This is a genomic window from Streptomyces sp. SCSIO 30461 (assembly GCF_037023745.1).
In the GTDB taxonomy this organism is placed as follows: Bacteria; Actinomycetota; Actinomycetes; order Streptomycetales; family Streptomycetaceae; genus Streptomyces.
The window spans coordinates 3,021,602-3,047,524 of the sequence record NZ_CP146101.1 but is presented as its reverse complement, the minus strand read 5'-3'; the positions used below and the strand labels follow the sequence as shown (position 1 = coordinate 3,047,524).

21 protein-coding genes and 1 pseudogene are annotated in these 25,923 nt (G+C 69.4%); 5 read left to right on the top strand and 17 right to left on the bottom strand.

The window, feature by feature from the left end; genetic code table 11:
- Window positions 1-196: 196 nt before the first annotated feature.
- From V1460_RS13415 to V1460_RS13400, 4 genes are all read right to left on the bottom strand, one after another.
- The gene (locus V1460_RS13415) at window positions 197-937 is read right to left on the bottom strand and encodes a hypothetical protein (RefSeq protein ID WP_338673952.1); all 741 of its coding nucleotides are present in this window, start codon (window positions 935-937) and stop codon (window positions 197-199) included.
- A gap of 378 nt (window positions 938-1,315) precedes the next feature.
- Complete coding sequence (locus V1460_RS13410; protein ID WP_338673951.1) at window positions 1,316-2,533, bottom strand: DUF1015 domain-containing protein; 1,218 nt, start codon at window positions 2,531-2,533, stop codon at window positions 1,316-1,318.
- 82 nt (window positions 2,534-2,615) lie between these two features.
- A complete protein-coding gene (locus V1460_RS13405; RefSeq protein ID WP_338673950.1) occupies window positions 2,616-3,923 on the bottom strand; it encodes an MFS transporter in 1,308 nt (435 codons plus the stop codon).
- Window positions 3,920-5,110 carry a PLP-dependent cysteine synthase family protein gene (locus V1460_RS13400; protein WP_338673949.1) on the bottom strand — a complete coding sequence of 397 codons (1,191 nt, stop codon included), beginning with the start codon at window positions 5,108-5,110 and terminating at the stop codon, window positions 3,920-3,922. The genes V1460_RS13405 and V1460_RS13400 overlap by 4 nt, the downstream gene beginning before the upstream one ends.
- A gap of 1,006 nt (window positions 5,111-6,116) precedes the next feature.
- Between V1460_RS13400 and V1460_RS13395 the strand changes: the two genes are divergently transcribed.
- Both V1460_RS13395 and V1460_RS13390 read left to right on the top strand, forming a co-directional pair.
- The gene (locus tag V1460_RS13395) at window positions 6,117-6,311 is read left to right on the top strand and encodes a hypothetical protein (RefSeq protein ID WP_338673948.1); all 195 of its coding nucleotides are present in this window, start codon (window positions 6,117-6,119) and stop codon (window positions 6,309-6,311) included.
- Window positions 6,312-6,685: 374 nt separating this feature from the next.
- Window positions 6,686-6,988 carry a hypothetical protein gene (locus tag V1460_RS13390; protein WP_338673947.1) on the top strand — a complete coding sequence of 101 codons (303 nt, stop codon included), beginning with the start codon at window positions 6,686-6,688 and terminating at the stop codon, window positions 6,986-6,988.
- 409 nt (window positions 6,989-7,397) lie between these two features.
- On the opposite strand, the gene V1460_RS13385 is transcribed toward V1460_RS13390, so the two are convergent.
- Window positions 7,398-8,138, bottom strand: a complete 741-nt coding sequence (locus tag V1460_RS13385; RefSeq protein WP_338673946.1) for an NIPSNAP family protein — start codon at window positions 8,136-8,138, stop codon at window positions 7,398-7,400.
- 128 nt (window positions 8,139-8,266) lie between these two features.
- Here V1460_RS13385 and V1460_RS13380 point away from each other — a divergent pair, with 128 nt between their 5' ends.
- Window positions 8,267-9,304, top strand: a complete 1,038-nt coding sequence (locus V1460_RS13380) for a WYL domain-containing protein (protein WP_338673945.1) — start codon at window positions 8,267-8,269, stop codon at window positions 9,302-9,304.
- Here the strand turns inward: V1460_RS13380 and V1460_RS13375 are convergent.
- From V1460_RS13375 to V1460_RS13355, 5 genes are all read right to left on the bottom strand, one after another.
- Window positions 9,263-9,487, bottom strand: a complete 225-nt coding sequence (locus tag V1460_RS13375; RefSeq protein WP_338678029.1) for an AQJ64_40280 family protein — start codon at window positions 9,485-9,487, stop codon at window positions 9,263-9,265. The two genes, V1460_RS13380 and V1460_RS13375, sit on opposite strands and share 42 nt — an antisense overlap.
- A gap of 263 nt (window positions 9,488-9,750) precedes the next feature.
- Window positions 9,751-10,200 carry a hypothetical protein gene (locus tag V1460_RS13370; RefSeq protein ID WP_338673944.1) on the bottom strand — a complete coding sequence of 150 codons (450 nt, stop codon included), beginning with the start codon at window positions 10,198-10,200 and terminating at the stop codon, window positions 9,751-9,753.
- Window positions 10,201-10,301: 101 nt separating this feature from the next.
- A complete protein-coding gene (locus V1460_RS13365) occupies window positions 10,302-10,904 on the bottom strand; it encodes a hypothetical protein (protein WP_338673943.1) in 603 nt (200 codons plus the stop codon).
- Complete coding sequence (locus tag V1460_RS13360; RefSeq protein WP_338673942.1) at window positions 10,901-12,148, bottom strand: ROK family glucokinase; 1,248 nt, start codon at window positions 12,146-12,148, stop codon at window positions 10,901-10,903. The genes V1460_RS13365 and V1460_RS13360 overlap by 4 nt, the downstream gene beginning before the upstream one ends.
- A 20-nt stretch (window positions 12,149-12,168) precedes the next feature.
- Complete coding sequence (locus V1460_RS13355) at window positions 12,169-13,566, bottom strand: DUF2254 domain-containing protein (protein ID WP_338673941.1); 1,398 nt, start codon at window positions 13,564-13,566, stop codon at window positions 12,169-12,171.
- Window positions 13,567-13,787: 221 nt separating this feature from the next.
- On the opposite strand from V1460_RS13355, the gene V1460_RS13350 reads away from it, so the two are divergent.
- Window positions 13,788-15,671, top strand: a complete 1,884-nt coding sequence (locus V1460_RS13350) for a glycoside hydrolase family 15 protein (RefSeq protein WP_338673940.1) — start codon at window positions 13,788-13,790, stop codon at window positions 15,669-15,671.
- A gap of 104 nt (window positions 15,672-15,775) precedes the next feature.
- Here V1460_RS13350 and V1460_RS13345 read toward each other — a convergent pair.
- Window positions 15,776-16,195, bottom strand: a pseudogene (locus tag V1460_RS13345) (MarR family transcriptional regulator); the annotation flags it as partial.
- 179 nt (window positions 16,196-16,374) lie between these two features.
- Here V1460_RS13345 and V1460_RS13340 point away from each other — a divergent pair.
- Window positions 16,375-17,829 carry an MmgE/PrpD family protein gene (locus V1460_RS13340; protein WP_338673939.1) on the top strand — a complete coding sequence of 485 codons (1,455 nt, stop codon included), beginning with the start codon at window positions 16,375-16,377 and terminating at the stop codon, window positions 17,827-17,829.
- Between the two features lie 37 nt (window positions 17,830-17,866).
- Here the strand turns inward: V1460_RS13340 and V1460_RS13335 are convergent, their stop codons facing one another.
- The 6 genes from V1460_RS13335 to V1460_RS13310 form a co-directional block, all read right to left on the bottom strand.
- Window positions 17,867-19,624 (bottom strand): cation:proton antiporter, encoded by a 1,758-nt coding sequence (locus V1460_RS13335; protein WP_338678028.1) that lies wholly within the window; start codon window positions 19,622-19,624, stop codon window positions 17,867-17,869.
- A 14-nt stretch (window positions 19,625-19,638) separates the two neighbouring features.
- Window positions 19,639-20,691, bottom strand: coding sequence for a cytochrome d ubiquinol oxidase subunit II (locus V1460_RS13330; protein ID WP_338673938.1), 1,053 nt, complete (start codon window positions 20,689-20,691; stop codon window positions 19,639-19,641).
- Window positions 20,688-22,208, bottom strand: a complete 1,521-nt coding sequence (locus V1460_RS13325; protein WP_338673937.1) for a cytochrome ubiquinol oxidase subunit I — start codon at window positions 22,206-22,208, stop codon at window positions 20,688-20,690. Before V1460_RS13325 ends, V1460_RS13330 begins: the two co-directional genes overlap by 4 nt.
- 181 nt (window positions 22,209-22,389) lie before the next feature.
- Window positions 22,390-23,226 (bottom strand): SDR family oxidoreductase, encoded by an 837-nt coding sequence (locus V1460_RS13320; RefSeq protein WP_338673936.1) that lies wholly within the window; start codon window positions 23,224-23,226, stop codon window positions 22,390-22,392.
- A 147-nt stretch (window positions 23,227-23,373) separates the two neighbouring features.
- A complete protein-coding gene (locus V1460_RS13315) occupies window positions 23,374-24,990 on the bottom strand; it encodes a GMC family oxidoreductase (protein WP_338673935.1) in 1,617 nt (538 codons plus the stop codon).
- Window positions 24,991-25,004: 14 nt separating this feature from the next.
- Window positions 25,005-25,919, bottom strand: coding sequence for a cyclase family protein (locus tag V1460_RS13310; RefSeq protein WP_338678027.1), 915 nt, complete (start codon window positions 25,917-25,919; stop codon window positions 25,005-25,007).
- Between the last annotated feature and the right edge of the window lie 4 nt (window positions 25,920-25,923).

The following is a 25,923-nucleotide window of genomic DNA, read 5'->3' as shown; positions in this document are numbered from 1 at the left end:
CTGGGCGCGTCCGCCGACACCTGCTCCACCGCTGCCCCGAACCGGATCTGATCTCCAAGGCTCTGCTCGTCCTGACCAACCGCGAAACCAACGCCGACCAATGATCTCCGTCGTGGACGACCGCCTACGACCAGCACGAGCACCCCGAAAACCAGTCAGGCCAGCCTTTTACCAACAACTTCAAGTTGACGGAGGCTCAGTGAGCGTGACCCTCGCCGTGGCCGGATCCCTTGACCGCACCGCTGCCCCTGGGAGGGGTTCCGGGCTGGGATGCGGGGGCCGCGGGGGCCGGTTCGTGCCGCTGCTCCTGCCCCGCTTCCTCTTGCTCCGCGCTTCCGTGGCTGTGTCCGCCGCCTTCCGCCGGTTCGTCCATGCCGGCAGCCACGTAGCGCAGACCGGCGAAGCTGATCAGCGCGGTCAGCAGGACCGCCAGGCCCACGGGACTGAAGATGCGCCGCCAGGAGGTCTGGGCGTCCTTCGCCGCATAGGCGATGAAAGAGACCGTAATCCCCAGGGGTACGAGCACGGCGCCACGTGCGGGGAAGTCCTCGAAGTGCTGGAGGCCGCCACTGAGCATGCCGATGCCGAACGAGAGCAGCAGTGAGGCGCCGATGACCAGCAGCATCCTTGACAGGCCAGGCTTGTCGCGTGCGAGGAAGAACTCGTTGAGCACGGTGGCAGCGAGGAAGACCAGAACGCCGCACGCGGCGATCCGCGTGTAGCGGGCCGGGTCCAGCGGGTGGTGAACCACCGCGCCGCTGATGAGTCCGGCGCCGACGAAGTAGCCGACGTAACCAACGTATCGCGCCAGCAGAGAGGTCTTCTGGGCCCTGCGGGTGCGCGCTCTCCGGATGGCGGCACGGCCTGGTCCGGGGGCGTTGGGCGCAGGCTGACCATCGGAGCCTGCGGGGCGGTCGGCGAGCTGGGAATGGGACAACGGAAACTGCTCCTTACCGGAAATGGATGACGGTGAGTGTGGTGTGGTCGGCTAAGGGCTGTCCCGTAATCCCCGGCGGGCGCGCGACGACAGCTACGGCACTCCCCCCGGCTTCGCCGGGAGGTGCCCCCACGCTGCGTTGCCGAATCACCCGAATACACCCAGTATGAGGGCGACCCTCCGCCTTGCGTTGCGTCCCCTCGGCCCCAAGGGCCGGGGGAGACCCCATACCCCTCGGCCCCAAGGGCCGGCGGGAGACTTCATACACCTCGGCCCCAAGGGCCGGGGGAGACCCCATACCCCTCGGCCCCAGGGGCTGGCGGAGACCCCATACACCTGACGCCGCGCTCTGATCCACCGCGGATCACGGGACAGCCCTTATGGCGCGTCGATGACGCGCAATACCAGCCCGGCGGCTGGTTTGGGACCGAACGAGGTCGTCTTGCGGGGCAGCCGCACTCCTGCGCCGACCATGTCCCACACCGTGTTCTCGGTGACCGCGGGCAACAGGACGGCAGTTCCACTGCCCGGTGAGGCAACAGCAGCCACAGCCTGTTCTGCATCGTGCACATGACGTATGGCACCCGACAGGTCGGGAACCGACCAGGCACGGCCCAGCAGAAGGTGGTCGGTGACCGCCGCTGCCAGTTGATGCCATTGCGGCGGGCGGCCGGTCAGAGCCTCCCGCAGCGCCTCCGGCTCGGGGTCGGAGATGGCCCACGCCCGGCCGGCTCCGGCGAGCACCAGTTCCCCGGGGCCCGGAAGGCGCGGCCCGGACAGTTGCCGCACGTGCGCCACGTCAGCGGCGGCCACCGCGGCCTTCGCAGGCTCCAGGCCGGGCATCACCCGGTGGATCGCCGACAACCGCAGAGGATGGGTGGTGGCGTCGACCAGCAGGGCGAGGCTGCCCTGCCAAGGACTTGCGTCCTCTCCTTCACTCAGTTGCAGGCCGGCGGCGTGGCGGTGGTGCCCGTCGGCGATGAGGGCCCGGTACCGGGACAAGCCGGCCGTGATGAGGAGTTGTTCGTCCGGGGCAGTGCTGGCCCACAGCATGTGGGTGATCGTGCCGGCGCGGGCGACAGCCACCGGTGGGCGCCGGGTGACGTGTTCGACGATCTGCGCCGTCATCGATTCTGTGGACCGGTAGGTCAGCAGCAGTGGTTCCAGCTGGGCGCGCAGAGCGGACATGAGTCCGGCGCGCTGCCTGACCACGTGGGGTTGTACGTCCTCGTGGGGAAGCACAGGGGTGGCGGGACCGCGGTCCAGATGCAGTTCACCGATCAGTCCCCGTTGCAGGATCCGGGCGCCGCGCTGCTGTTGGTAGACGTAGAGAGCGGGTCGGGTGTCGCGGACCAGTACGCCACGCTGCTGCCAGCGGTCCAGCTGACCGGCGGCCGTCTGCGGGTCGGTGGCGTGAAGCAACCGCGCGATGTGGTGGGGCTTTACGCGCAGGGAGCGTGCGCGGGCCGGGCCGATGTCGTCGTACGGCGGGCAGATCACGTGGGACAGGTCACCGGCCTGGGCCGGGTCGTAGCGCACGGCCTGGAAGGGTCGCAACTGCAGGCCGGTTGGGGTCGGCAGAGCAGGGGTCGGCATCGATCGCTCCTGGAGGTGGGCACGGTCGGCTGGAGGGGCGGACGAGAGGCAACTCGCCCGCCCTCCAGCGCGGAGTTGTTGGTCAGGCTGTGACGGGCTCGGGCTGCGCCCCGCGCACGGGGGGCGGCGCCAGGCGACCGGTGCGGTGCAGCCTGTACAGAGCGGCGGCGCAGACCAGGCCGAGCGCGAGGAGCGCGATCCACGGGAGCGCGGAGACGCCCGCCGCACGGGCGGCGTCGAGAGCCGCGCCGGTGAGCAGGTTTCCGAGGGTGATACCGACGCCGCAGATGGTGTTGTACAGCCCGTAGTGGGTGGCGACGAGGCGGTCACCGGAGAGCCGGACGATGGTGTCCATTTCGAATGGATAGGCGATCATCGTCCCCAGCGCGAGGAGCAGTGCGGAGAGCGCAGGTGGCACGGCCGCGAGCAGCCACAGTCCCACTCCGCCGTCCGGCACGGGGACCGCCGTGGCCGCAAGCAGGGGTACGAACGCCACGCCCATGGTGAGCAGCCCCCAGGTGAGCGCCCGGCCCGGTTCCATACGGGCCTTGCACCAGGCGGTGACCTTCGTCTGGAAGAGGATCGTGCTCAGTCCGGAGACGGCGAAGAGCACCGCGACCGCAGCTGTGCCGAACTGTCCTTCCCCGCCAAGGCGTCGCACCTCCAGCGGGAGCGCGAGATAGACCTGGAAGGACATGACATACGAGCCGACCATGGCCACGGAGAAGAGCAGGAACGCCCGGTTGGCGATGATGCCGCGCCACTCGGCGAGTACGCTCTCGCGCCGACCGTCCTTCTGCTCCTGCGTGTCGTCGGCCCGGCGGGCGGGCAGGGCCCGGATCTGCACGATGCTCAGCACGGCGAAGATTCCGGCTGCGGTCAGGCAGGTGACGCGGAAGTCGACGCCGGTCAGCACCATGCCCACCAGCGGGCCCAGCAGGATGCCCGCCTGGTAGAAGACGTTGAACAGCGCGAACGCCTCGACCCGGCGGTCGCCGGCGTCCAAGGCCAGGTAGGCCCGGGAGGCCGGGTTGAACAGCGCACCGGCCAAGCCTGTCGCGGCCGACGCTGCGAGCAGGGCGGGTACGGAGTCGACGAGCCCGAGGGTCGCGAAGCCGACGATACGCAGCACAAGCCCCGCGATGATCATCGGCTTGTAGCCGAGCCGGTCGGCCAGAGTGCCGCCGACCAGGAACATGCCCTGCTGGCTGAAGTTGCGTACGCCGAGGATGAGCCCGACGAGCCAGCCCGCGAGACCAAGGGGGCCAGCCAGGTGTGCTGCCAGATAGGGCATCAGCATGTAGAAACCGAGGTTGATGGTGAACTGGTTCACCATCAACAGCTGGACACTGCGCTCGTAGGAGCGCACCTGGGCGAGGGTCCCCTTCACCGGTCCTCCTCCAGCAGGTCGGATTCGATGTCCTCGGTCCCGAACGACACGTCAGGTTCCGCGTCGGATTCGGCGAGCGGATCGACCACCTTGGTGTCCTGCGCCGGGTCGTTCAGGGTGAGCGGGTCGACGACAGTGGTGCACCGGGTCCAGCGGGTGACCTCCTTCTCGCCCAGGCTGCCGATCACCTCCGGTTCCGGTGCGGGTGGGGAGTCGAGCAGTCCGTGGGCGGCGCAGTAGTCGTCGTCGTAGACCGTGCTCAGGTAACGCTGCGGGCCGTCCGGGAAGATCGCCGCGATCTTTGTGTCCGCGGGCAGGGTGCGAGCCAGCCACCCAGCGACCAGGGCGACTGCGCCGACGCTCCACCCGCCGGTGGCGTAGTGGCATGCGGCGAGTTGGCGGCAGGTCCACACGGCCTCGTGGGGGGCGACCCAGTGGACCTCGCTGAAGTTGTCGTAGGCGACGTTGCGGGGGTAGATGCTTGAGCCCAGGCCGCGCATCAACCGGGTACGGGCGGGCTGGCCGAAGATGGTCGAGCCGGTGGTGTCGACGCCGACGAGCTGCATCTCCGGGTAGAGGTGCTGCAGGACGCGGGATACGCCCGCGGAGTGCCCCCCGGTGCCTACGCTGCACACCAGTACGTCGATGGGGCCCAGTTCGGAGGCCAGCTCCAGCGCGAGCGGAGTGTAGGCAGTGGTGTTGTCGGGGTTGTTGTACTGGTCCGGGCACCACGAGCCGGGGTGCTGCGCCATGAGCTGGGCCACGCGGTCGCGCCGTGCCTGCTGCCAGCCCCCGGTGGGGTGGGGTTCGGAGACCACATTGACCTGCGCGCCATGTGCGGTCAGCAGCTGCGTCATGGACCGCTCGAGCCCTGGGTCGGTGACCAGGGTGACCGGGTGGCCGTAAACCATCCCCGCCAGGGCAAGGCCGAGGCCGAGGGTGCCGCTGGTGGACTCGATGATTCGGTCACCAGGGCGAAGGTCGCCGCGGGCACGGGCCTGCTCGACCATGTGGAGGCCAGGGCGGTCCTTGATGCCGCCGGGGTTGAAGCCCTCCAGTTTTGCCCAGAATCCGCGATCAGCCGGGGAGAGAGGCTCGGAAATCCGGAGGACAGGGGTGTTGCCGACGAGCCCGGAAAGGGCGGAGCGGGTGGGGGGTGTGATGTCAGTGGTGGTGTGCGGGTGCATCTTCCGCTCTCATTCAGTGGTGGCGTGACGGGTGCTCATCTCGCGTGCGCTCCCGCCAGGACGAGGCGTGCGCCTTTGGTCCTGGCGCAGCACGCGGCAGCCACGGTCGAGGCTGCGAAAGCACCTGGTCTAGATCCGCCACCGACAGACGACGGAGAGTCCGGCCCGGCCCGAAAGCCGTATCCGGGATCTACCGCCGTCGCGCCGCGCCGCCTGGAGCGAGACAGCCACGGCAGCAGTCACTCCAGCCGCTACCGCGGCGAAGGCAGCCAAGGCCACCCCGCCCGTGACCAGATGCCCGGCTTTCGGCAGCACCTGGCCGACCACGTACGGCGCGCAGGCAGAGCCGGGGTGTGGATGCGGCCCGTGGGCCATCTCCCGCTCCACAGCTTCTGCCGCCTGCGGGAGATGGCCGGACGACGCTGGCGTCCCTCCGTGCGCACGGCTGCCGCTGTCATGCATGACAGAGCAGGCGGATGCGCCCATCAGCAGCCCAACCAGGACGAAGGAAATCAGACGGAACAGCCATGAGGAATGGGCAGCACGGCGGCTGCCGTGAAGGTGAGGAAGAGGATGGAACGGCATGGTTCCTCCGGGGACCAGCCTCTTCTCACGGTCACGCGGAGAGGAGGCGGAAAGAGATCAGCAGGGATTGCAGGCAGGCACGAGGGGTACCCCTCAGCGCACGGAGGTGCGGTGTACGGGCGCCTGAGTGCCGGGAACCGGCCGCACTGGCACAACCCACCCGGCAGGGCCGGGGGCTGATGATTCTCGGGAGGCGGCGACCAGTCGAGGGCGCCGAAATCTAGACCTGCTGAACTACCGAGTCCGTGGGACCCGCCGATGGAGGAATGGGCGACTCGGGCCGGGGCGGGACTGAGGACTTCCCGCCTGCGTAGGCACGCTTGGGCGCCACCCGACTCAGTGGGTGCAGACAGGGAGCGGCCAGATCCAGGCCCTGCTGGGGCTGGCCGGAGACGCACGCCTGAGCCGGATGTGAAGAGCCGTGACCGTCATGGCGGTCTTCGGCGGCCACGGCTTCGGGCGAGGAGTGCGCGGCATCGTCACCGTGCCCGGCCCCGCCCACGTGACCATCGTCAATCCCGGCGGATGCATGCATGTGCGTGGTCACACCGGCCACCCCATGGCTCGCCGAGCTCTCCGCCGTCGCGCCATGCGTGAACAGGATGCCGAGCAGTAGCGCGGCCAGCCACAGCAGACGCAGCGGCCCCGCTGAAGAGCGGACCCGCAGCACGCTGGAGAAAGACCAGGCCGTAACCATGCCGTGATGCTAACGGCTGACAGGCGGTCGCGGCACGACGCCCCCTGGAACACCGGGTAGCACGCCGCACACAGATCCCGCACACATCGGCGGGCGCGATGCCATCGATCTCTTTGCAGAAAGGGCGAGATCACAGGTCATCCGACCCCTCGTCCCCGAAGCCGGTTCACCGCGACGCCATATGGCCGGCGGGTCGTGATCCTCCTCACAACCATGCCGCGGGTCTGGGACGTCGTGGTGGCGCCCTGCGTCACCCGGCTTCACGGACGCGGAACGTGCGAGCATGAGCCCATGTGGTCACGACTGCCATTCGGAGACGCACTGCGGTCCGAGCTGGGCTCGCCTCGTCGGGCTCGCCGCCGGGGAAGCAGCCCGCGATCTCGCGTAGGCGGGCCGAGCTGTCCGGCACACCCGTGGTGGTCAAGCAGCTCATCGACGCTCCGGAGGCGGCCGAGAGGTACGCCCGCGAAGTGGCGGCGCTGAAGCTCGCGTCCCGGGTCGACCCGCCCGTGGTGCCGATGCTCGTCGGCACCGATCCGGGCGAACGTGTCCTGGTCCTTGAGTACGTGGACCACCAGCCGCCCCGCGAGGGCTGAGTGGTCGACTACGCCGCCGCACCGGCCCGGCTCCATGCGGCCACCAGCGGCGACGACGAAGGCACACTCCCCACCTGGTCCGGTCCGGCCCAAGGCGACATCGACTCCTTCCTCGGACTTGCCGGGACGCTCGGCGTCGCGGTTTCGGCCGGAGTCCGAACCGAGCTGGACGACCTGGTGGACCACCTGGCCGGCCCGCACCACTCGGCCGCTGCCGGCGATCAAGTCCCGCACACACGCGTCCACTCAGGCAGGTGCGGGCCGGGGCGGCGCCGCCGGGTGCCGGGCGCCTCCGCTGCGGCGCGTACATCGGCACGCACGGCCTCGGCGTCGCGGAGCCGCTGGAACAACTCGCCACGCTCCTGCTCTCCCGAGCAGCGCCTTCATCGACCACGGCAGACGAGCCCGGTCAGGAGACGAGCGAACGGCCGGTGGGCGCCAGCCGCAGCGTCAGGGGGGCCGCTGTCTGTTCCCGCGCGATGCCCGGGAGGATCTCGTCCCGCACGAGGGGATGGGCCTGTACTCGGGCGAGATGATGCCGGTGGTGGCTCTCGTCGGAGTACGCGGTGAAGATCGCGGCGACGTTCTCCGCGGTACGAATCGGCAGCCTGGGGAATGTGTTGTGCGCTGTCTCGGTGGTGAGGACGGCGAGCGGGGTGGGGCCTGTATCCCGGAGCACGGGGAGGAGGCCGTCCCTGATCAGTGCGATGCCGTCGTGCCGCCCCGGAGGGAATGACCACACAGTGGCGGACACGAATCGCTGCGGTGCCCGAGCGCCGAAGCGAGGCCGCTGGGACGGCAGGACGGCGAACCCGCTCGCGTCCGAGAGGGGACGAAGAAGGAGCACATCGTCGGAGTCGACCATGGTGGCGTTGGCCTGAGGGCCGTGCTCGGCCCAGACGGAGCCGCCGTAGAAGGCTGTCAGCGCGCGTTGGCGTACCTCCATGTCCCGAAACCCGCGAAGCCAGACGAAGCGGTCCGGGTCGTCGAGGTCCCGGAACTGGCCGATGACGACCATCCCCGCGCCTTCCTGGGTCTCGACGAACTCCTTGTCGAACAGCTCGATGAGCTCGTCGCGCCGACCGGAGCGCAAGGTGTACTGGCGCAGCTCGATGACGGCGGGGCGTGCGAAAGGCTCGGCGGTGGGCATGGCAGCTCCTGTTCGGTCCTCTTCTGCGGACGCGTCGTCCCGGCTCGTTCGGCGGGGTGCCGGGTGCGAGCCGACGGTAGGCGAGCCATGTGTCAGGTGCTGTCAGGGTTTCCTGGGAGAATGCGCCCATGTCTGCCGGTCGACTGCTGTCGGTGCTGCTGTTGCTGCAATCCCGGGGCCGCATGTCCGCGCAAGGGCTCGCTGACGAGCTCGGCGTGTCCGTGCGCACCGCTTATCGCGATTTGGCGCGTCTGCAGGACGTCGGGGTGCCGGTCTACGCGGAACCGGGCCGCGGAGGCGGATACCAGCTGGTCGACGGCTATCACACTCGCCTGACCGGGATGAGCGAGGGCGAGGCACGGGCGCTGTTCTTCGCCGGGCTGCCGGGCCCCGCCGCCGACCTGGGGCTCGCGGCTGAGGTGACAGCGGCACGACTGAAGCTGTTGGCGGCTCTGCCGACGGGGCTGCGCGACGAGGCCGCGCGGACCGCGGCGGTGTTCCACCTGGACGCTCCAGGTTGGTATCGCGAACACGAACAGACGCCGTGTCTGCCCGTGTTGGTCGACGCGGTGCTCACCCGGCGTGCGGTGGACGTGCGCTACCGCCGCTGGCGCGCGCCGCAGGAAGTGCACCGCCGCCTTCGGCCCTACGGCCTGGTGCTCAAGTCCGGTATCTGGTACCTCGTCGCCGCCGTGAAGCAGCGGATCGCGACCTATCGGGTCACCCAGGTCCTCGATGCGGCGCTGAGCGACGAGCGGTTCGACCGGCCGCGGGACTTCGACCTGGCCGCCCATTGGGGCACCTACCTCGACGATTTCCACGCACGCCGCCACACCGGTACAGCCACCATCCGCCTGTCACCGAGGGGACGCCGACGCCTGCCCGACAACGTCCCCCCGGATGTGGTGAGAGCCGCCGCATCCACCGCGACCGCCGCCGACGACGAGGGATGGGTCGAGGCGGTCATCCCGATCGAGAGCACCGAACACGCCTGCGGGGAGTTGCTACGGCTCGGTGTCGACGTAGAGGTCGTCGCGCCGGCCGAACTGCGCCAGGCCATGGCCGCCGTGGTGCGCGTACTCGCCAAAGCCTACGGATCCGACTGCGCGGTACGGGAGATCGGCTCAGGCGAGGCGACGAGCGTCCCATGCATTCCGGAGAGCTGACGGCACGTCTTCTCCGAGTACGACGTGGGTGGTACCGCCTGGAAGGGTGGGCAGCTCGGCCCAGTGGGTCACGGTTTCCGCATCGCCACGGCCGTAGGGAAGACGGACGATCCCATCGGAGTCGACGAAGCAGTCCCGGTGTTCTGCCCCGTCCTCGCTGAAGTGCAGCGTGGTGAAACACATCGGCCTCACCAGCCAGAACTCCTCCCCCCAACGCGCCACGGGACTGATCGGCGCCGCCAGCCGGGTACCGGCCCGTGATCGCCGCCGCCACCGGCGCACCGCTCCGAGGCAGCCTCTCGCGTGCGTCCACCCACGTCACGATGGTGTTCGGATTCGTCATCGTCATCCTCGCTCAGGCACTCAGCGGTGCCTCGGCATCCGGCAAGACCGCCCGGTGCCTGCGAAGGTTGCTCAAGCGGCGATGGGCGCGGCGGAGTCGGCACTCAGACGCTGACGTCCTGGACCGGGTCCGCCGCCTCGTCGGCGAAGGCCAGGATTCCGTGCACCGAGCGAAGGAGACCGGCACCGGCTTCGCGGTTCCCCAGACTGTCGAGCATGCCATAGCCCAGGCACAACTCGGCCTCATGCCCCCCGTAGGACTCCAGGTTGAGCACAGCGGCCTCAAGCGAACCCAGCTCGCTCACGAGCAGGGGGATCCGATCGCTCTCCCTCCCGGCGGCGAAACCGGCTCGCGCGTACAGGGCCGGGATCAGATGGGAACCGCTGGCCTTCGCGACGGTGTGGTCGTCGGCATCGCTCCGCATGGCGATCTGCGCATGGGCGTACTCGAAGGTCTCCACGAGCGCCACCACTTCCCGAAGGGTGATCGCGATCGCGTTCGAGGCATCTGGCGGTGCCGATGGTTCTCCGGACTGGTCACGGCGTCTTCGCATGCCGTGACCGTAGAGCTCGGGAGAAGTCGCAGGCAAGGCCGATCCCGCGGCGTGGCTCCGACGTTGGCCCCGGTCGGGAGACCGTGGCCGGGGTCGCGGGTTCAGGGAGTGGTGGTCGAGACGACGAAGACCCTGGGTGATGACGGATCGGTCAGATCGACCGTGATGTCCTGGGTGGGCCGGGGGTCCGGCTGCGAGTGGGTGGTGCCCGACCAGTAGGTCTCCGGACCGAAGGTCCAGCCCGCCGTGGCAGCGTCGCGCTCGTTGATCGTGACTTCGCCGGTCGTCAGTTCGGACCGGGTGGTGCCGACCCGGTTGAGGAAGCGGTCGAGGCCCACTGCGGTGGTCCGGAAGGTGACGAAGAGCCGGCTCGACTTCCAGTTGGAGGTCTCGTAGTAGGCGACCTCGGTGGACTTCGCTGGGATGGGCACCTCGAAGACCCGGCGCTTCATCTTGGACGGCCAACTCTCCCGCAGACCGGTCGCGGACGACTCGCGCTCCTTGTCCCGGCCGCTGTCCCGGCTCTGTTCGGCGGAGATCACCAGATATCCGGCCGGGATGCCGATGAGCAGCACGATGACCAGCAGTGTCAGACAGCGGCGCAGGATCATGTGCCGCCGAACCTCCGGCGGACGCACGGCGTTTCCGGCGTCGTCCGGGTGCGCGCTCTCCGGGTGCTGTGCGGACTGTCGGGGCAGGGTCATGAGGAGGGTTCCTGAGGGGTGGTGCGAGGGGTACCGCTGTCGGCGGCGCCGTCCGTGCGGCCGATGTCGCCGCTCGCGCCCCCGTAGCTGTTGCTGTTGCCGTTGCTCGCGCCGGGGTTGCGCAGTGCCTGGGCGTAGCGCTCGTACCGCTCATGCCGTTCGACGCGGCGCCGGTTGGCGCGCCGGAAGCGGCGGGCGATCAGTCGGGCGAGGTCGGCGGCGCCGACCATCCCGGCGTCCGGGCCGAGCTGGGCCTTGGCGATCCGTGCTTCGGGCCGGTAGCCGCGGCCGGTGAGATGACGTCGGAAGGCGTCCCGGGCGGGGCCGATCAGCAGATCGTCGGCCGCGCTGACACCGCCGCCGATGACGAAGCAGGAGGGATCGAGCGCCGCCGCGAGATTGGCGATGCCGACGCCGAGCCACTGACCGATGTCCTGGAGCAGCTCGACGCACATGGCGTCGCCCTCTCGGGCGAGCTCGGTGATCAGCGGTCCGGTGATGTCGGGGACGCTGCCCTTGACCCGCTCGATGATGTTGTAGGCGACCGGGGAGTCGGCCGCGGCCAGTTCGCGGGCCTCGCGCACGAGCGCGTTGCCGGAGCTGTACTGCTCCCAGCAACCGCGGTTGCCGCAGGGGCAGCGGTGCCCGCCGGGTACGACCTGCATATGGCCGAACTCCCCGGCGACCCCGTACTTGCCCCGTTTGACCTGCCCGCCCTCCAGGATCGCCCCTCCGATACCGGTACCGAGCGTGATCATGACCAGATGGTCCTCGCCTCGGCCGGCGCCGAAGCGCCACTCCGCCCAGGCGGCGGTGTTGGCGTCGTTGTCCACCATGACGGGGACGACGAGGCGCTTCTCCAGGGAGTCGCGCAGGGGTTCGTTGCGCCAGGCGAGGTGGGGCGCGAAGAGCACCCTGGAACGGTCGGCGTCCACCCAGCCCGCCGCTCCGATGCCGACGGCGTGCACGTCGTGGCGGTCGGAGAGGTCGAGTACCAGCTCGACGATGACGTCCTCGACCACCTTGGGGCTCTTGGACTTGTCAGGGGTCTCGGTACGCACCTTCTCCAGGATGACGCCGTCGGCGTCGACGACACCGGCCATCACCTTCGTACCGCCGATGTCGATCCCCACGGTGGGAACGCGCGGTGCGGTGAGGTGCGAGCGCCGCTCCCGTGTGCCGGCGGTCCGCAGGGCGGTGGCCCTGGCGGCGCCCCTGTGGGCGAAGTCACGGTACGTGCTCACGGCTTCCCTGTGAGTGGTCGTTATGGTCCGGTCGGCGGAGGCGGACGGTGCCCGCCGTGCCCGATTGTGCCATCCGCGACCACACCGGACCCGGCGCGCCTGCCGGTTCCCGGCGCATCGGAGCCGAGCCCTCCCGCTCCGCCTCCGATGCCCTGACGGTCGGGAGTGAGCGCCATGGCCTGCCGTATCGGATCGGGGAAGGCCTGCCGCACCGCGCGGTCGAGCAGACCCAGCTCTGTGCGCACTGTCACGCCGCGGTCCTCGGGCAGGACGGTGAGCAGACCGTGCAGTACGGCCCGCAGCCGCCGGCAGACCTGGATGGAGGAGGAGCCGTATTCGCGGATCTCGGTCACCGCCAGCTGGAAGAAGTCCTCCCAGGACCGCCCTGGCACCACGAGTCGGGGCAGCCCCCGGCTGTCATGGACGACGTAGTCGGGAGCCAGCTCCATCCTGCCCGCAGTGTGCAGGAAGGCCTCGATGTGGTTCAGCACCTGGACGGCGGTCGTGGGGTCGTTGACGGCGGGTGACAGTGCCCTGATGGCGATGTCCACCAGGATACGCAGGGCGAAGGCGGGATCCTGTTCGATCGTACGTTCGACACCTAGGGCGATGTAGCCGCTCAGAACACGTGAATCGGGCCGCGTCCCCCCGTGGATCTCGATCAGCGTGGCGCCCGGCGGCACGAAGTCGCCGATCCTCATCGGCAGCACGAGCACGCAGTCGTGGCGCTCGGCCTCGGCCTTCAGCCGGGCCGCCTGGAGACCCTGGACCGTGCCGCCCCGTTCGGTGACGACCGGGGTCACCGGTCCCGCCGCCGCGCCGGGGAGCGGCTCGCCCCCCGGCGCGGCGGGCTGCAGCGCCCCGCTCCGCGCCAGCGCGGTCCCCCCGTCGAGCACCCGCTGCCCGGACCGCACCACCAGGGAGGCGATGGCGACCGGCCTGAGGTTGTGGATGAACCGGTTGAGGTAGACCAGCAACAGCACCAGGCTCACGGCGACGGCGGCACCCGCCAGCGTCACCCCGATGTCGGGCACGAAGTCGGCCTCGACGTTGCGCAGCAGGGAGAAGGAGAAGGAGAACGTCCCGGTGAAGGTCGCGAGCACGACCTTCTGCAGGCGGTCGCGGTACCACAGGCGCATATAGCGGGGGGACAGGGTGCCCGTGGCCTGCTGGACCACGAGGACACCGATGGTGACGACGAATCCGAGCAGAGCGATCATCGCCCCGACAATGGAGCTGAGCACACTGCTCGCGGTGGTCGCGGAGTACTCCCAGCCAGGAGGGACGTCGACGTTGCTGTCGACCCATACCGCGACGTCGGCGAGCAGCGCGCCGAGAACGACCCCGAGCAACGGCACGATCCACAGGCTCGCCTTGGTGTACTGCCTCAACTGGAAGACCGTGGCCCAGGACATCATGGGCGTCGCACCCCCGGGATCACCTGACGCGGCTGCTCAGCGCGCTCTTCGTGCCCTGCACGCCGTCCCTCTGCACGCTTCTCCTCGCGCTCCTCCACGGTAGTGCCGCATCCGGAGAAGCACTAATCGCCCCGAAAAGCCCTCAATGCCCTGATTGTCTAAGCTGATGGAGTGGCTAGAGGCGGCGTCCGCCTCCGGCCCGGGGCGAAAGGGGCTCAAGGATGGGCGACTACCCCCTGATCGAGGACCACGGTCTGATCGGTGACCTCCAGACGGCAGCACTGGTCACCACCAACGGAACCATCGACTGGTACTGCACTCCGCGGTTCGATTCGCCCAGCATCTTCGGGGCACTGCTGGACAACGAGAAGGGCGGGCACTTCAAGGTCACCCCGACCGACACGACGTACTCCACAAAGCAGCTGTACCTGCCGGACACCGCGATCCTCGTCACCCGCTTCATGACCGAGGGCGGCGCGGGCGAGGTCATCGACTTCATGCCCGTGACCGGGACGTCGGCCACCGACCGGCACCGCCTCGTACGCCTGCTGCGCTGCGTACGGGGGAGCCTCACTTTCGACGTGGACATCGCCCCCCGCTTCGACTACGGCCGCAAGCCGCACAAGCTGCACTTCACCGAGAAGGGCGCCGTGTTCGCGGCCGAGGGGATGGAACTGACGGTGCACGCGGTGCGTGAGCCCGAGGACGTACGACTGGTGCCCGTCTTCATCGGCGACGACCAGGACCTGCACTTCAAACTGACCCTCCAGGCGGGGCAGGAGCGGGGCGTGGTCATCGAGACCTTCGCCGACGGGCCGCCACGGCACATCACCCACAACGAGTTCGTGGACCTGTTCGAGGACACCGTCCAGTTCTGGCGCACCTGGCTGCGCCAGTCCCGCTACTCCGGCCGCTGGCGGGAGGCGGTGGAACGCTCGGCCGTGACACTGAAGCTCATGACCTACGCCCCGAGCGGCGCCCTGGTGGCGGCCCCCACCGCCGGGCTGCCCGAGCAGTTGGGCGGGGAGCGAAACTGGGACTACCGCTTCACCTGGATCCGCGACGCCTCTTTCTCCGTCTACGCCCTGCTGGGTCTGGGTTTCACAGAGGAGGCCGCGGCGTTCATCGGCTGGCTGCGCGACCGCGTGCACGAACAGGCGGTACGACCTGACTCCTCGGACCCGTTGAACATCATGTACCGGGTCGACGGATCCTCCGACCTGGTCGAGGAGACACTCGACCACTGGGAGGGCTACGCGGGATCCAATCCGGTGCGTATCGGCAACGGGGCGGCCACCCAGCTCCAGCTCGACATCTACGGCGAGGCGCTGGACAGCATCTTCTTCGCCCATGAGCGGGGCATCCAACTCGACCACCGCGGCTGGACCTCCCTGCGCACCCTCGTCGACTGGCTCAGCGACAACTGGGACCAGCCCGAGGAGGGCATGTGGGAGACCAGGGGCGGACGCAAGGACTTCACCTACGGGCGTGTGATGTCCTGGGTCGCCTTCGACCGGGCCCTTCGACTCGCGGTCGCGAGCGGACGTCCGGCCTCGCTGGCACGCTGGAGCACGGAGCGCGACAAACTCTACGAGCAGGTCATGGCCCGGGGCTGGGATCCCGGACGCGGAGCGTTCGTCCAGCAGTACGGCAGCGATGTCCTCGACTCGTCACTGCTGCGGATGTCCACGGTCGGGTTCATCACCCCGGACGATCCGATGTGGACCTCCACACTCGACGCCATGGATCGCGAACTCGTCAACGACAGCCTGGTCTACCGCTACAACCCGGAGGCATCACCCGACGGACTGAGCGGCTCCGAAGGCACCTTCTCGCTCTGCACGTTCACCTATGTGGACGCGCTGGCGCGGGCGGGTCGGCTGAACCAGTCCAGGCTCGTGCTGGAGAAGATGCTGACGTACGCGAACCACCTGGGACTGTACTCCGAGGAGATCGACCTGACGGGTCGGCAACTCGGCAATTTCCCGCAGGCGTTCACGCATCTGGCGTTCATCGACACAGCGCTGACCCTGGACAAGGAGCTCAACCGCAGGGAGGCGGACGGGGTGCCGATCTCGGGTAAAGGCGCGGGGTCGTTCCTCTGAGGAGCTGCTCGTGGCCGCCGACGGGCGGGCGGAGCGGTGATTCGGGAGCGCATCAGCACCCCGTCACAGCGCTCCCCGTCCCCGTCGGACCGCCTCACGTCCGGAGCCGGCTCCGGCTTGGCATAGAGGAGTTCGCGAGCTTGCTCCGTCGCGCGGGTGATGCTCTCGGTGACGAAGTCCGGGAAGCGGGCGACGTTCTCCAGACGGACCGCGGCGGGGGTGTCGCCACCGAGTACGCCGGCGCGCTGGCGCGCGATCTCCACGAGTCGCGCGTTGGCGCGGGCACTGGCGAGCATCGACTGGTACCAGACGTCGTCGTCGACGATGTAGCGCTCGCGGCGACGTTGGTCGCGTTCACGGCGTACGAGGCTCTGGCTTTCGAGGAACGCGATCGCCTTGGAGATCGACGCCGGGCTGACCCGGAGCCGCTCGACGAGCTCGGACGCGGTGAGACTGCCCTCGTCGGTGGTGTAGGGACAGACCAGCATCCTGGCCATCATCCTGTTCGACAGGCCGCTGGCCATGTTCGACCACGACCCGAAGTAGGCCCCGTGACAGCGCGGGGTACCTCCCGCGGCCGGCCTCGTCCCAGGGCGGGGTACGCCGGAACCCGTCGGCGTACCCCGCCCTCCGGCGTCCGTTCGGGTGATCGTGTCGAGCGTGCCGCGCCACCGCCGTCGAGCGCCTGGACCGACAATGGGACATGCACGCCACCACACCTCACCCCGGCCGGGGTTCCGCCGCAAGTGATCCCACCGGCCCGACCGGACGGCTGGCGACATGGCTTGCCACCACCACGCTGGACGAGGTGCCCGAGCCGGTGCGGGAGCGGGCCAGGCATCTGCTGCTTGACGGGGTCGGCTGCGCGCTGGTGGGTGCGCGGCTGCCGACTTCGAAAGTCGCTGTCGAGGCGCTCACCGCCCTGGACGGCACGGGTGACGCCGCGATCATCGGCTGGGGCGGCCTCACCGCCGGTCCGTTGACGGCGACGATGCTCAACTCCGGCTTCATCCAGGGGTTCGAACTCGACGACTACCATCCGTTCGGCCCCCTGCACAGCAACGCCCTGATCCTGCCGCCGCTGCTGGCCACCGCGGCCCGACACCCGGACCTGACCGGCGCACGGTTCCTGCTCGCGGCGATCCTGGGCTACGAGGTCGGCCCGCGGGTGGGAATGGCCCTGCACGGATCGGACATCATGATCCGCGGCTGGCACTCGGGCACGGTCTTCGGGGGGCCGGCGGCAGCCGCCGCGGTCGGCTGCCTTTACGAACTGGACGCCGCCGCGTTCGAGGACGCACTCGGAATGGCCTGCACCCAGGCCGGCGGCCTCATGTCGGTGCAGTTCGAGTCCATGGTCAAGCGCATGCACCACGGCTTCACGGCCCGCAACGGACTGGTCGCCGCCGCCCTGGCCGCGCAGGGCTACATCGGCATCAAGCGGGTCTTCGAACGCGACTACGGCGGCTTCCTCTCCACCTTCGGCCAGGGCCAGGACCCCGCGCCCGACCCCGCATGCCTCACCGCTGATCTGGGCGACGTCTGGGAGACGACCCGTATCGCAGTCAAGCCGTACGCCGCCTGCGGCGGTATGCACGCCGCGATGGACGCCGCGCTTCGCCTGCGCGACGAGCACCGCATCGACCCGTCCGAGATCAACGGGATCAGGATCGACCTCGCTCAGGGCATGTACGAGAAATGCGGCTGGACGGCGAGCCGCCCTCTGGAGCCGATCGGTGCCCAGATGAACCTCGCTTATGGAGTGGCCGTGGTGCTGCTCGACGGGGCCGGTCTGCCGGAGCAGTTCACCGCCGAGAGAGCCTCCCGCGACGATGTGTGGCGGCTGATGGCGCGGACGGGGACCCATCACGACCCCGCCTACGACAAGGGGCTGGACCGACAACTCGCCACCCGGGTGAGGATCACCCTGGACGACGGCACCGTCCACGAGGCCGAGGTGGTCCACCCTCGTGGCGTCGGTGAGAACCAGCTGACCAACGCCGAGATCGTCGACAAGTACCGCGCCCTGACCCGACCGGTGATCGACCCGGCGCGCGCCGCGGCGCTGGAGGAGACGGTACTCGGCCTCGACGGCCTGCCCGGTGTCACTCCGCTGATCGAACTGCTCCGGCCGGGTGTGGCCGAAGCCGGACTCTGACCTTCCGCAGGACGCTCGGAGGCTCGGCGCCGATGCCTCAAGGGCCGGGGCTCAGCAGCACCGTCCTGTCAAACGGGCCCGGGCGCACCGGATGTGTCGCGGTGGCCGGGTCCAGTCGGCCGTTGGCACGGACCACGAACAGCAGGTCGTGGTCCGCGGGCACCTCGCCGCCCGGCCCGGCCAGCACGAAGCGCCCGCCTCGCTCGTAGCGTTCGGCGACGGTGCGGCGCATGAGCCGGGGTCCGAAGAGGACGTCGCGGTCGGTATACGGGGCCACAGCGCCGGTGCTGTCGTCCGGTGGACCGACGCGGTGCACCGTCTCCTCCACGCTGTCCTGGACCAGGACCGAGACCAGGGCGTTGAAGTCGTCGTCGTCGGTCAGCAGGAACACCGCGCTGATGCCCTCCAGTCGGGATCCTGGTGCCGTGGCGGTGGCCAGCAGTTCGCCCGCGGCGAGGGCGAGCCCGGCGCTGCGGATGCGCTCCCGCTGCTCTTCGGGGCCCGCCCACATCAGTACGTCGAGCCCGGCCGACCGCAGACAGCTGCCCAGCGCGACCGCCCAGGATTCGCCACCCACCAGCAGCGGGCGGGTTCTGGCGGACCGCGAGACACCGAGTCGGCCGGCCACGGGCACCGCGGTGAACGCGTACACCAGGACGGTGCCGACGATCACCAGGAATGTGACGGGGAGGATCACATCCGAGCCGTGCAGTCCCGCCTCGTCCAGGCTGCCGGCGAAGGCCGATGCCGTTGAGGCGGCGACGATTCCGCGTGGTGCCATCCAGCCGATGAACGCCCGTTCACCACCGGCCAGCCCGACCCGTGAGGTGGACAGGAACGCGACGAGCGGGCGTACCACCAGTACCAGCAGTGCGACCAGGCAGAGGGCGGGCAGCAGCACCGGCCGTACTGAAGCCGGTGTGACGGACGCCGAGATGGAGATGAACAGCAGGCCGATGATCAGCTGGACCAGCGTCTCGAAGAAGGGGCGCCGGGCGGGCATGTCGAGCCCGCGGAGGTTGGCGACCGCGAGCCCGGCCACGATGGCGGCGATCAGTCCCGTGTCGTCCCGCAGCACGTCGCAGACCGCCGACACCCCTACCACGACCGCCAGTTGGACCAGTGTGCCAAGAGTCTCGCCGAGTCGCAGGGTCCCGAGCGCGAACCAGAGCAGCGCTGCCCCGACCGCTCCTCCGACCAGTCCGACGAGAGTACTGAGGAAGAACTCTCCGATATGGAAGCCTCTTCCGACCCGGAAGCCACCGACCAGGATCGAGTGGAACACCAGCGCCCCGAGGATGCCTCCGACCGGGTCGACGAGGGTACCTTCCCAAACGAGGACACGGCGCACCCGCTCGGATGGCCGGACGTATTCGAGCAGGGGCCCCACCACCGTGGGTCCCGAGACCACGAGGATGACGCCGAGCATCAGGGCGACGGCCGCCGGGACACCGAACAGCGCCGGGCCCACCGCCAGCACCGCCGCCCAGGTGATCAGCACCCCGAGCACCAGCAGCCGGATCACCACCGAGCGGGTGCGGCCCTTCAGATGGCGCATCTCCAGCCCGAGGCCGGCGTCGTAGAGGATCACCGCGACCGACAGCGAGACGATGGACGGGAATTGCTGCGGGGCCAGTCGGTCGGGATGGACGACGTCGGTGAGCGCTCCCGCCGTGAACCCGGCCGGGAGCAGCAGGATGAGCGCCGGGATACGGAGCCGCTTCGCCACGATCTGGCAGCCGGCGGCGAGCACCACGGTCAGTGCGATTCCGAGCAGGAACTCGTCGGGGCTCAGCACCGCGTGCCCCGTCAGACCCCGTCGGCGGAGCTCCCGGCTCCGCCCTGCCGTAGGTCCTTGTCGCTGAGCGATTCCAGCTCGCCATGGGTGTCCAGCCAGTACAGCAGGACGACGGCGGGACAGACCAGAAGCACGGCGACAAGGGTGACGAAGGCAAGCCAGACCATGGTGGTGGGGTCACCGGCCGCATCCCGTACGGTCAGTGAGGTGGGAATCAGATAGGGGCGCTGGGCGAGTCCCCAGGCGATGACGCCCGACGCGACCACACCGACCGCCGCCGGACGGGTCCAGCGGGTGGCGCCCCGCGCCAGTTCCACGGCGGTGGCGACCGCGCACGCCGCGGCGAGCACCACGAAGACCAGGCCCGCGCCGTGGGTGAGGCCATGCCAGACATGCGGTGCGTCATTGCGGGTGACGGCGAACGCGGCCACCCCGAGCAGCACCACGACGGCCAGGCTGCCGCAGGCCCTGAGTCTGAAGTAGCCCATCAGCCCGGGTTCGTCGAAGCGCTTCGCGTCCGAAAGCAGGAACACCGCGCCCAGGAAAGCGGTGGCGGCGATGGTGAGCAGCCCGAAGAACACGGAGGTGGGGTTGGACCAGGCGTCGGCGGATGCCTCGGTGCCCGGTGCCACCCGCCCCGAGGCGATGCCGCCGACGGCCGCGCCGAGGAAGAACGGGGTGAGGAGCGAGGAGATCGCGAAAACCGCCCCGTACAGGCGCCGCCGGGACAGCCGGCGCACGGGCTTGCGCAGGGCGAATCCTGCGCCGCGCAGTACGAGTCCGACGGCGGCGAGCGCCAGCGGCAGCCACATCGCCGAGAACACGGTCTGGAACAGCACCGGGAATCCGGTCCACATGATGACCAGGATGAAGATCAGCCAAACGTTGTTGACTTCCCAGACAGGGGCCATGGCGTGGTCGATCAGCGAACGGGGCCGTTTGCCACGCTCCGCTCCCCCGGCGACCAGGTCCCAGAATCCGGCGCCGTAGTCGGTTCCGCCCGCGCAGGCGTAGGCGGCGACCGCGAGCAGCAGCGCGGCGGCGATGAGGTCGGCGATCGTCATGGGGTGCCGCCTCGTCCTGAGTCGGCGCCGGCGCCCGGACCGGCACCGCGTCCTGCCGTGGCCTCATGGGAGCGCGCTTCGGGACGGGGGCCGTAGGGGGTGAAGTCCTCGGGCCGCTCACGATCCGGTAGCGGCGGTCCTGTCGCTCCCGCGTCCGCCTGGCGCCAGCGAGTGCGCATCGCGAGCAGCAGGGCAAGGAACGAGCCGAAGATGAAGACGTACACGACGATCACCAGACCGAACATGATCCAGAGGTTGGTGGACCTGGTCGCGGTGACCGCTTCGGCCACTCTCATGTTCTGGTAGACGATCCAGGGCTGCCGGCCCACCTCGGTGGCGACCCAGCCGCACTCGACCGCGACGACGGAGGCGACCCCGGCGCACGCCGCACCGCGGTAGAACCAACGCGAGGCAGGCAGCCGCCGCTTGCGGTACCAGATCCAGGCATACCAGAGGGCCAGCAGGAGAAGCAGCGAACCGATGACCACCATGAGGTCGAACGCCCAGTGGACGATGGTGGCCTGGGTGGCGTTGGGCCGGTCGGACACCGGGACCGACGACAGGCCGGTGACCTTGGTGTCGGGGCTGAACCCGGCGAGGATGGAGTCGAGTTGGGGGATCTTGATGCCCCCCGAGACCGTGCCGTCGGGGTGCAGCCGACCGAAAATGTACTCCGGCACATGGGTGTCCGTCTCCCAGACGATCTCCATGGCGGCGAACTTCACCGGCTGCTTCTGGAACACCGCGCGGGCGATGGCGTCGCCGAGCACGAACTGCACGGGGGTGAACAGCGCGGCGACCGTGAAGGGCACGGTGAAGCCCAGGCGGTGGTAGCGGTCCCTGCGCCCGCGTAGCCAGCCGACGGCGTACACACCGGCGACGACATAGCCGGCGGTGACAAGCATCGCCACCACGAAGTGCCAGTACTGGGGCCCGAACATGGGGGTGAAGATGGCCTCCCAGACATCGACGTCGACCGGGTTGCCCTCGGCGTCGAGTGTGAAGCCCTGGGGGGTGTTCATCCATGAGTTGGCCGCGATGATGCCGAACGCCCCGAGCAGTGCGGTCAGCGGCAGTGGCAGACCGAGCAGGAAGTGGGTGCGGGCGGGCAGCCGCCGCCAGCCGTACAGGTAGATGGCGATGAGGACTGCTTCGAGGAAGAACGCCCAGGCCTCCACGCCGAATCCGATGCCGAAGACATCGCCCCAACGGCCCATCAGCCCGGGCCAGAGCAGCCCGAACTCGAAGGACAGCACGGTCCCGGTGACCACGCCGACGGCGAACTGGATGGCCATCACGGCCGACCAGCGACGGGCGAGCAGCAGCGCGACGGCGTCGCCGGTGCGCAGCCCCCGGTAGTGCATGATCAGTGTGATCAGGGGAAACGCGACCCCCATCGGCACCAGGATGATGTGGGAGGCCAGGGTGAACGCCATCAGCTCCCTGGCGGGGAGCAGTTGCGCGGGCGCGTCGGCCAGCAGCCGGGCGTCCGCCAGCAGGTGGACCGCGTGATGCATATGTGCCTCAGGGCCTTTCGTTCGGATCAGGCCGGAAGGGGAGCGGGGTCTGGTGCATGGGGCCTCCCCCGGCCCCCGGGACCGAGGCATGGGGTCTCCCCGGCGGAGCCAGGGGGAGCGGTGCCAGGACACACAAGCCCGATCTGACCCGAACGAAAGGCCTCAGGGAGTCGGGCACACGTCATCCGCCCGTGGCGAATCCGGGGAAGAGGGTCATGCCCCCGTCCACGTAGAGAGTGGCGCCCACCACGTAGTCCAGGAGGTCGGATGCGAGGGCGACGGCCGCGTGAGCGATATCCTCTGGTTCGCCGACCCGTCCGTACGGGATGAGCTTCAACAGGTCCTGCTCGGCCGCGGGGGTGTCCCAGGCGTCGGTGTTGATCGGTGTCCTGATCGCGCCGGGGGCGACCGCGTTGACCCGGATCTTCTTCGATGCCAGCTCCTGGGCCAGGGTCTCCATCATCATCAGCACGCCACCCTTGGACGAGGCGTAGTTGACGTGCCCTGCCCAGGGGATGATCTGGTGCACCGAGCTCATGCAGATGATCTTCCCGGCGGAACGTGAAACCTCGGGCACCACTCCGCGCCGCAGGAACTCCTTGGTGGCCTCACGCGCGCACAGGAACTGACCGGTCAGATTGACGTCGATCACCTTCTGCCACTGCGCGAGCGTCATCTCGGTGAAGGCGGCGTCGCGCTGGAGTCCGGCATTGGCGACCAGGATGTCGATGGTGCCGAACTCCTCGACCATCCGGTCCACCATGGCCGTGACCTGGTCCTCCCGGGAGACGTCGGCCTCGTAGGCGGCGGCGCGCGAGCCCTGCGCAGTGATCTGGGCGACCACCTCTTCGGCCGCTTCCCGACCCGCCACATAGTTCACGACCACATCGGCGCCCGCACGTCCCAGGGCAAGGGCGGTGGCCTTGCCGATGCCCGAGTTCGCTCCGGTGACCAGCGCCTTCTGCCCTTTCAGCAGAGGTGCGACCGTCTGCGGTCCCGCACTGGCATGGGAATCCACGCTGCCTCCCTGATAGGTCCCTCCGGTCCCGCCGTCCGCCGCGCGGCGCGGGCAAGCGTCACGTCACGGAAGCACCGGGGCACCCGTCAGGGGACAGGGGCGCACTGCCCGTTGCGCCGTTGGATGGCCGATCTTCCCCCGGGCGGCTCAACCGCGCAGGCGCTCGATGATGTGGTCACCGACCCGGAGGGCATTGGCCATGGCCGTCAGGGACGGGTTGACGGCGCCGATGCTCGGGAAGAAGCTCGTGTCCACGACGTAGAGGTTGTCCAGGTCGTGTGCCTTGCAGTTGGTGTCCAGGGCGGAGTCGGCGGGATCACGGCCGAAACGCACCGTGCCGGCCTGATGGGCGGTCGCGCCGATGGGCATGCCCTTGTACAGGTAGATGCTGTGCGGCAGCAGATGGTCTTCGTGCATGCCGAGGTGGCTCAGCATGCCCCGAAGTTTGTGCCGCAGCCGATTCAGGCCCTCGATGTTGTTCTTCTCGTCCAACGCCAGGTGGATCCCGCCGTCCCGGTCCAGGGTGACCCGGTTGTCCGGGGCCGGCAGGTCCTCACCGCACAGCCAGAAGTCGACGGCGTGGTGGGCCAGCACCTCGAAGGGCATGTCCGGCGACACCGCGCCGGCCCAGCGGGGTGCCTCGCCGTGGATCTGTTCGGCGTCGGACTTGCCGAGCATCTGCATACCGCCGAGCGGATAGTCCCAGTCGTCGGCGCCCAGGTACCAGTCGTGCAGGGCCAGGGTCTTCTGGAACCGGGTGTCGTTGGGTTCCTTGGACACCGCCATCAGCGCCATGTTGTTGTGCCGCATGTAGTGGCGGCCCACGGTGTCCGAGCTGTTGGCAAGGCCACCCGGGTGGTTGTCGTCGGCGGAGGCGAGCAGCAGTACGGCCGAGTTGACCGCGCCGCAGGAGACCACGACGACGTCGGCGGACAGCCGCGCGGTCGAGCCGTCACCGAGGGTGGCGACCACGTTGGAGACACTGCGCCCGGTCGGGTCTGTCTCCAGGCGCGTCACATGGGCATGGGTGACCAGTTCGACATTGGGGTGTTCCAGGGCCGGTTCCACACAGATCACCTGTGCGTCGGATTTGCCGCGTACCAGGCAGGGGAAGCCGTCGACCCTGTCGCAGCGGATGCACACGCTGGAGTGGGTGGCCAGGCCGTGCTCGTCCTGGAGCAGGTTGACGCCGATCGGCAGATGGAAGGGGTGCAGTCCGCACTTCTCCAGGTCGTCGCTCAACTGCTGGATACGGGGCTCGTGTTCGACGGGCGGATATGCGTACTGCTTGCTCGCCGCGCCCTCCGTCGGGTCCTCGCCGTGCCTGCCGTGGACCAGGTAGAGGTGCTCCGCCTGGGTGTAGTACGGCTCCAGGTCCGCGTAGCGGATCGGCCAGGCCGGGGAGATGCCGCCGTGGTGGCGCAGCTCGCCGAAGTCCTCGGGGCGCAGCCGGAACAGTGCGGCGCCGTAGAACTTGGTGTTGCCGCCGACGTAGTAGTTGACCTCGGGTGGGAACGTCCGGCCATCCCTGTCGTACCAGAACTCGGGAGCGCGGTACTTGCCCTTGACGAAGACGGCCGTAGAGTCCCAGTTGTCGCGCTCCCGTGGCAGGTAGTCACCGCGCTCCAGCATCAGTACGCGCTTCCCGGAGGGCGCGAGACGGTGGGCCAGGGTGCCACCGCCCGCTCCGGTGCCGATGACGATGACGTCGTAGTGGTCGGCGCGGGGGGCGACGTGTCGGGCAACATGGGGGAAGGCGTTCATGACGGCCACCGTCCTCACAGAATCGCGATCGGGTTCACCGGCGAACCGGTGGCGGCGGGCAGCCGCAGCGGTGCTATCACGCACAGGAAGGTCCAGCGGTTGTCCTGTGCGCAGAGCGGGGCGAGCTCCTCGAACTGCAGGTAGTCCATCAGGTGCACGCCCATGGCATGGACGGCCAGGACGTGGACGGGGAAGGCGACACCCTCCACCGGGCTGGGGGCGGTGTCGTTGTTGCCGTCACCGCCGAGCACCGCGACCCGGCGTTCGGCCAGGAACTCCATGGCGTCCGGGTGGAGACCGGCGCGGGCCGACGACACGTCCCAGGCGCCGGTCTCACGGCGTCTGAGCCGGTGCCCGACCCGGACGAGCAGCAGGTCCCCCGGCCCGGCCCGTACGCCCTGCTCCACCTCGGCTGCCACGAGATCACCGGCTGTCACGCAGTCGCCGGGCTCCAGCCAGCGCACGCCTCTGAGCCGGGGAATGTCCAGCAGCACTCCGCGTCCCACGACGCCGTCCGCGACGAGATCGACGGTGAGCTCGGGGGCCCCTTCCGGTGTGACGGTGGAAGCGGGCACGTCGTTGTAGAGCGAACCGTCGTAGATGACGTGGCAGAGCGCGTCGAGATGGCTGTCGCAGTCTCCGTGGACGTTCATGGCGAACCGGTCGCGGGCGAAGTCCAGGCCAGGACCTCCGATGTCGTCCGTCTCCGGACCGGTCATGCGGTGGACGGCCGGTTCGGGGCTGTCCGGTCCGACCCTTGTCTCGACCGGCGCGGCGAGCGACACCGCGCGCCCCGAGACGACCTCCGCCGCCGCGGCCGTGATCCGGTCCGGCGTGAGGTGGTTCAGCGCGCCGCGCCGGTCTCCGGGGCCCTGCCGGGTCTGCTCGCGCAGCCGCTCGTAGAGAGTCCGGAACGCTTCCGGGCTCATGCGC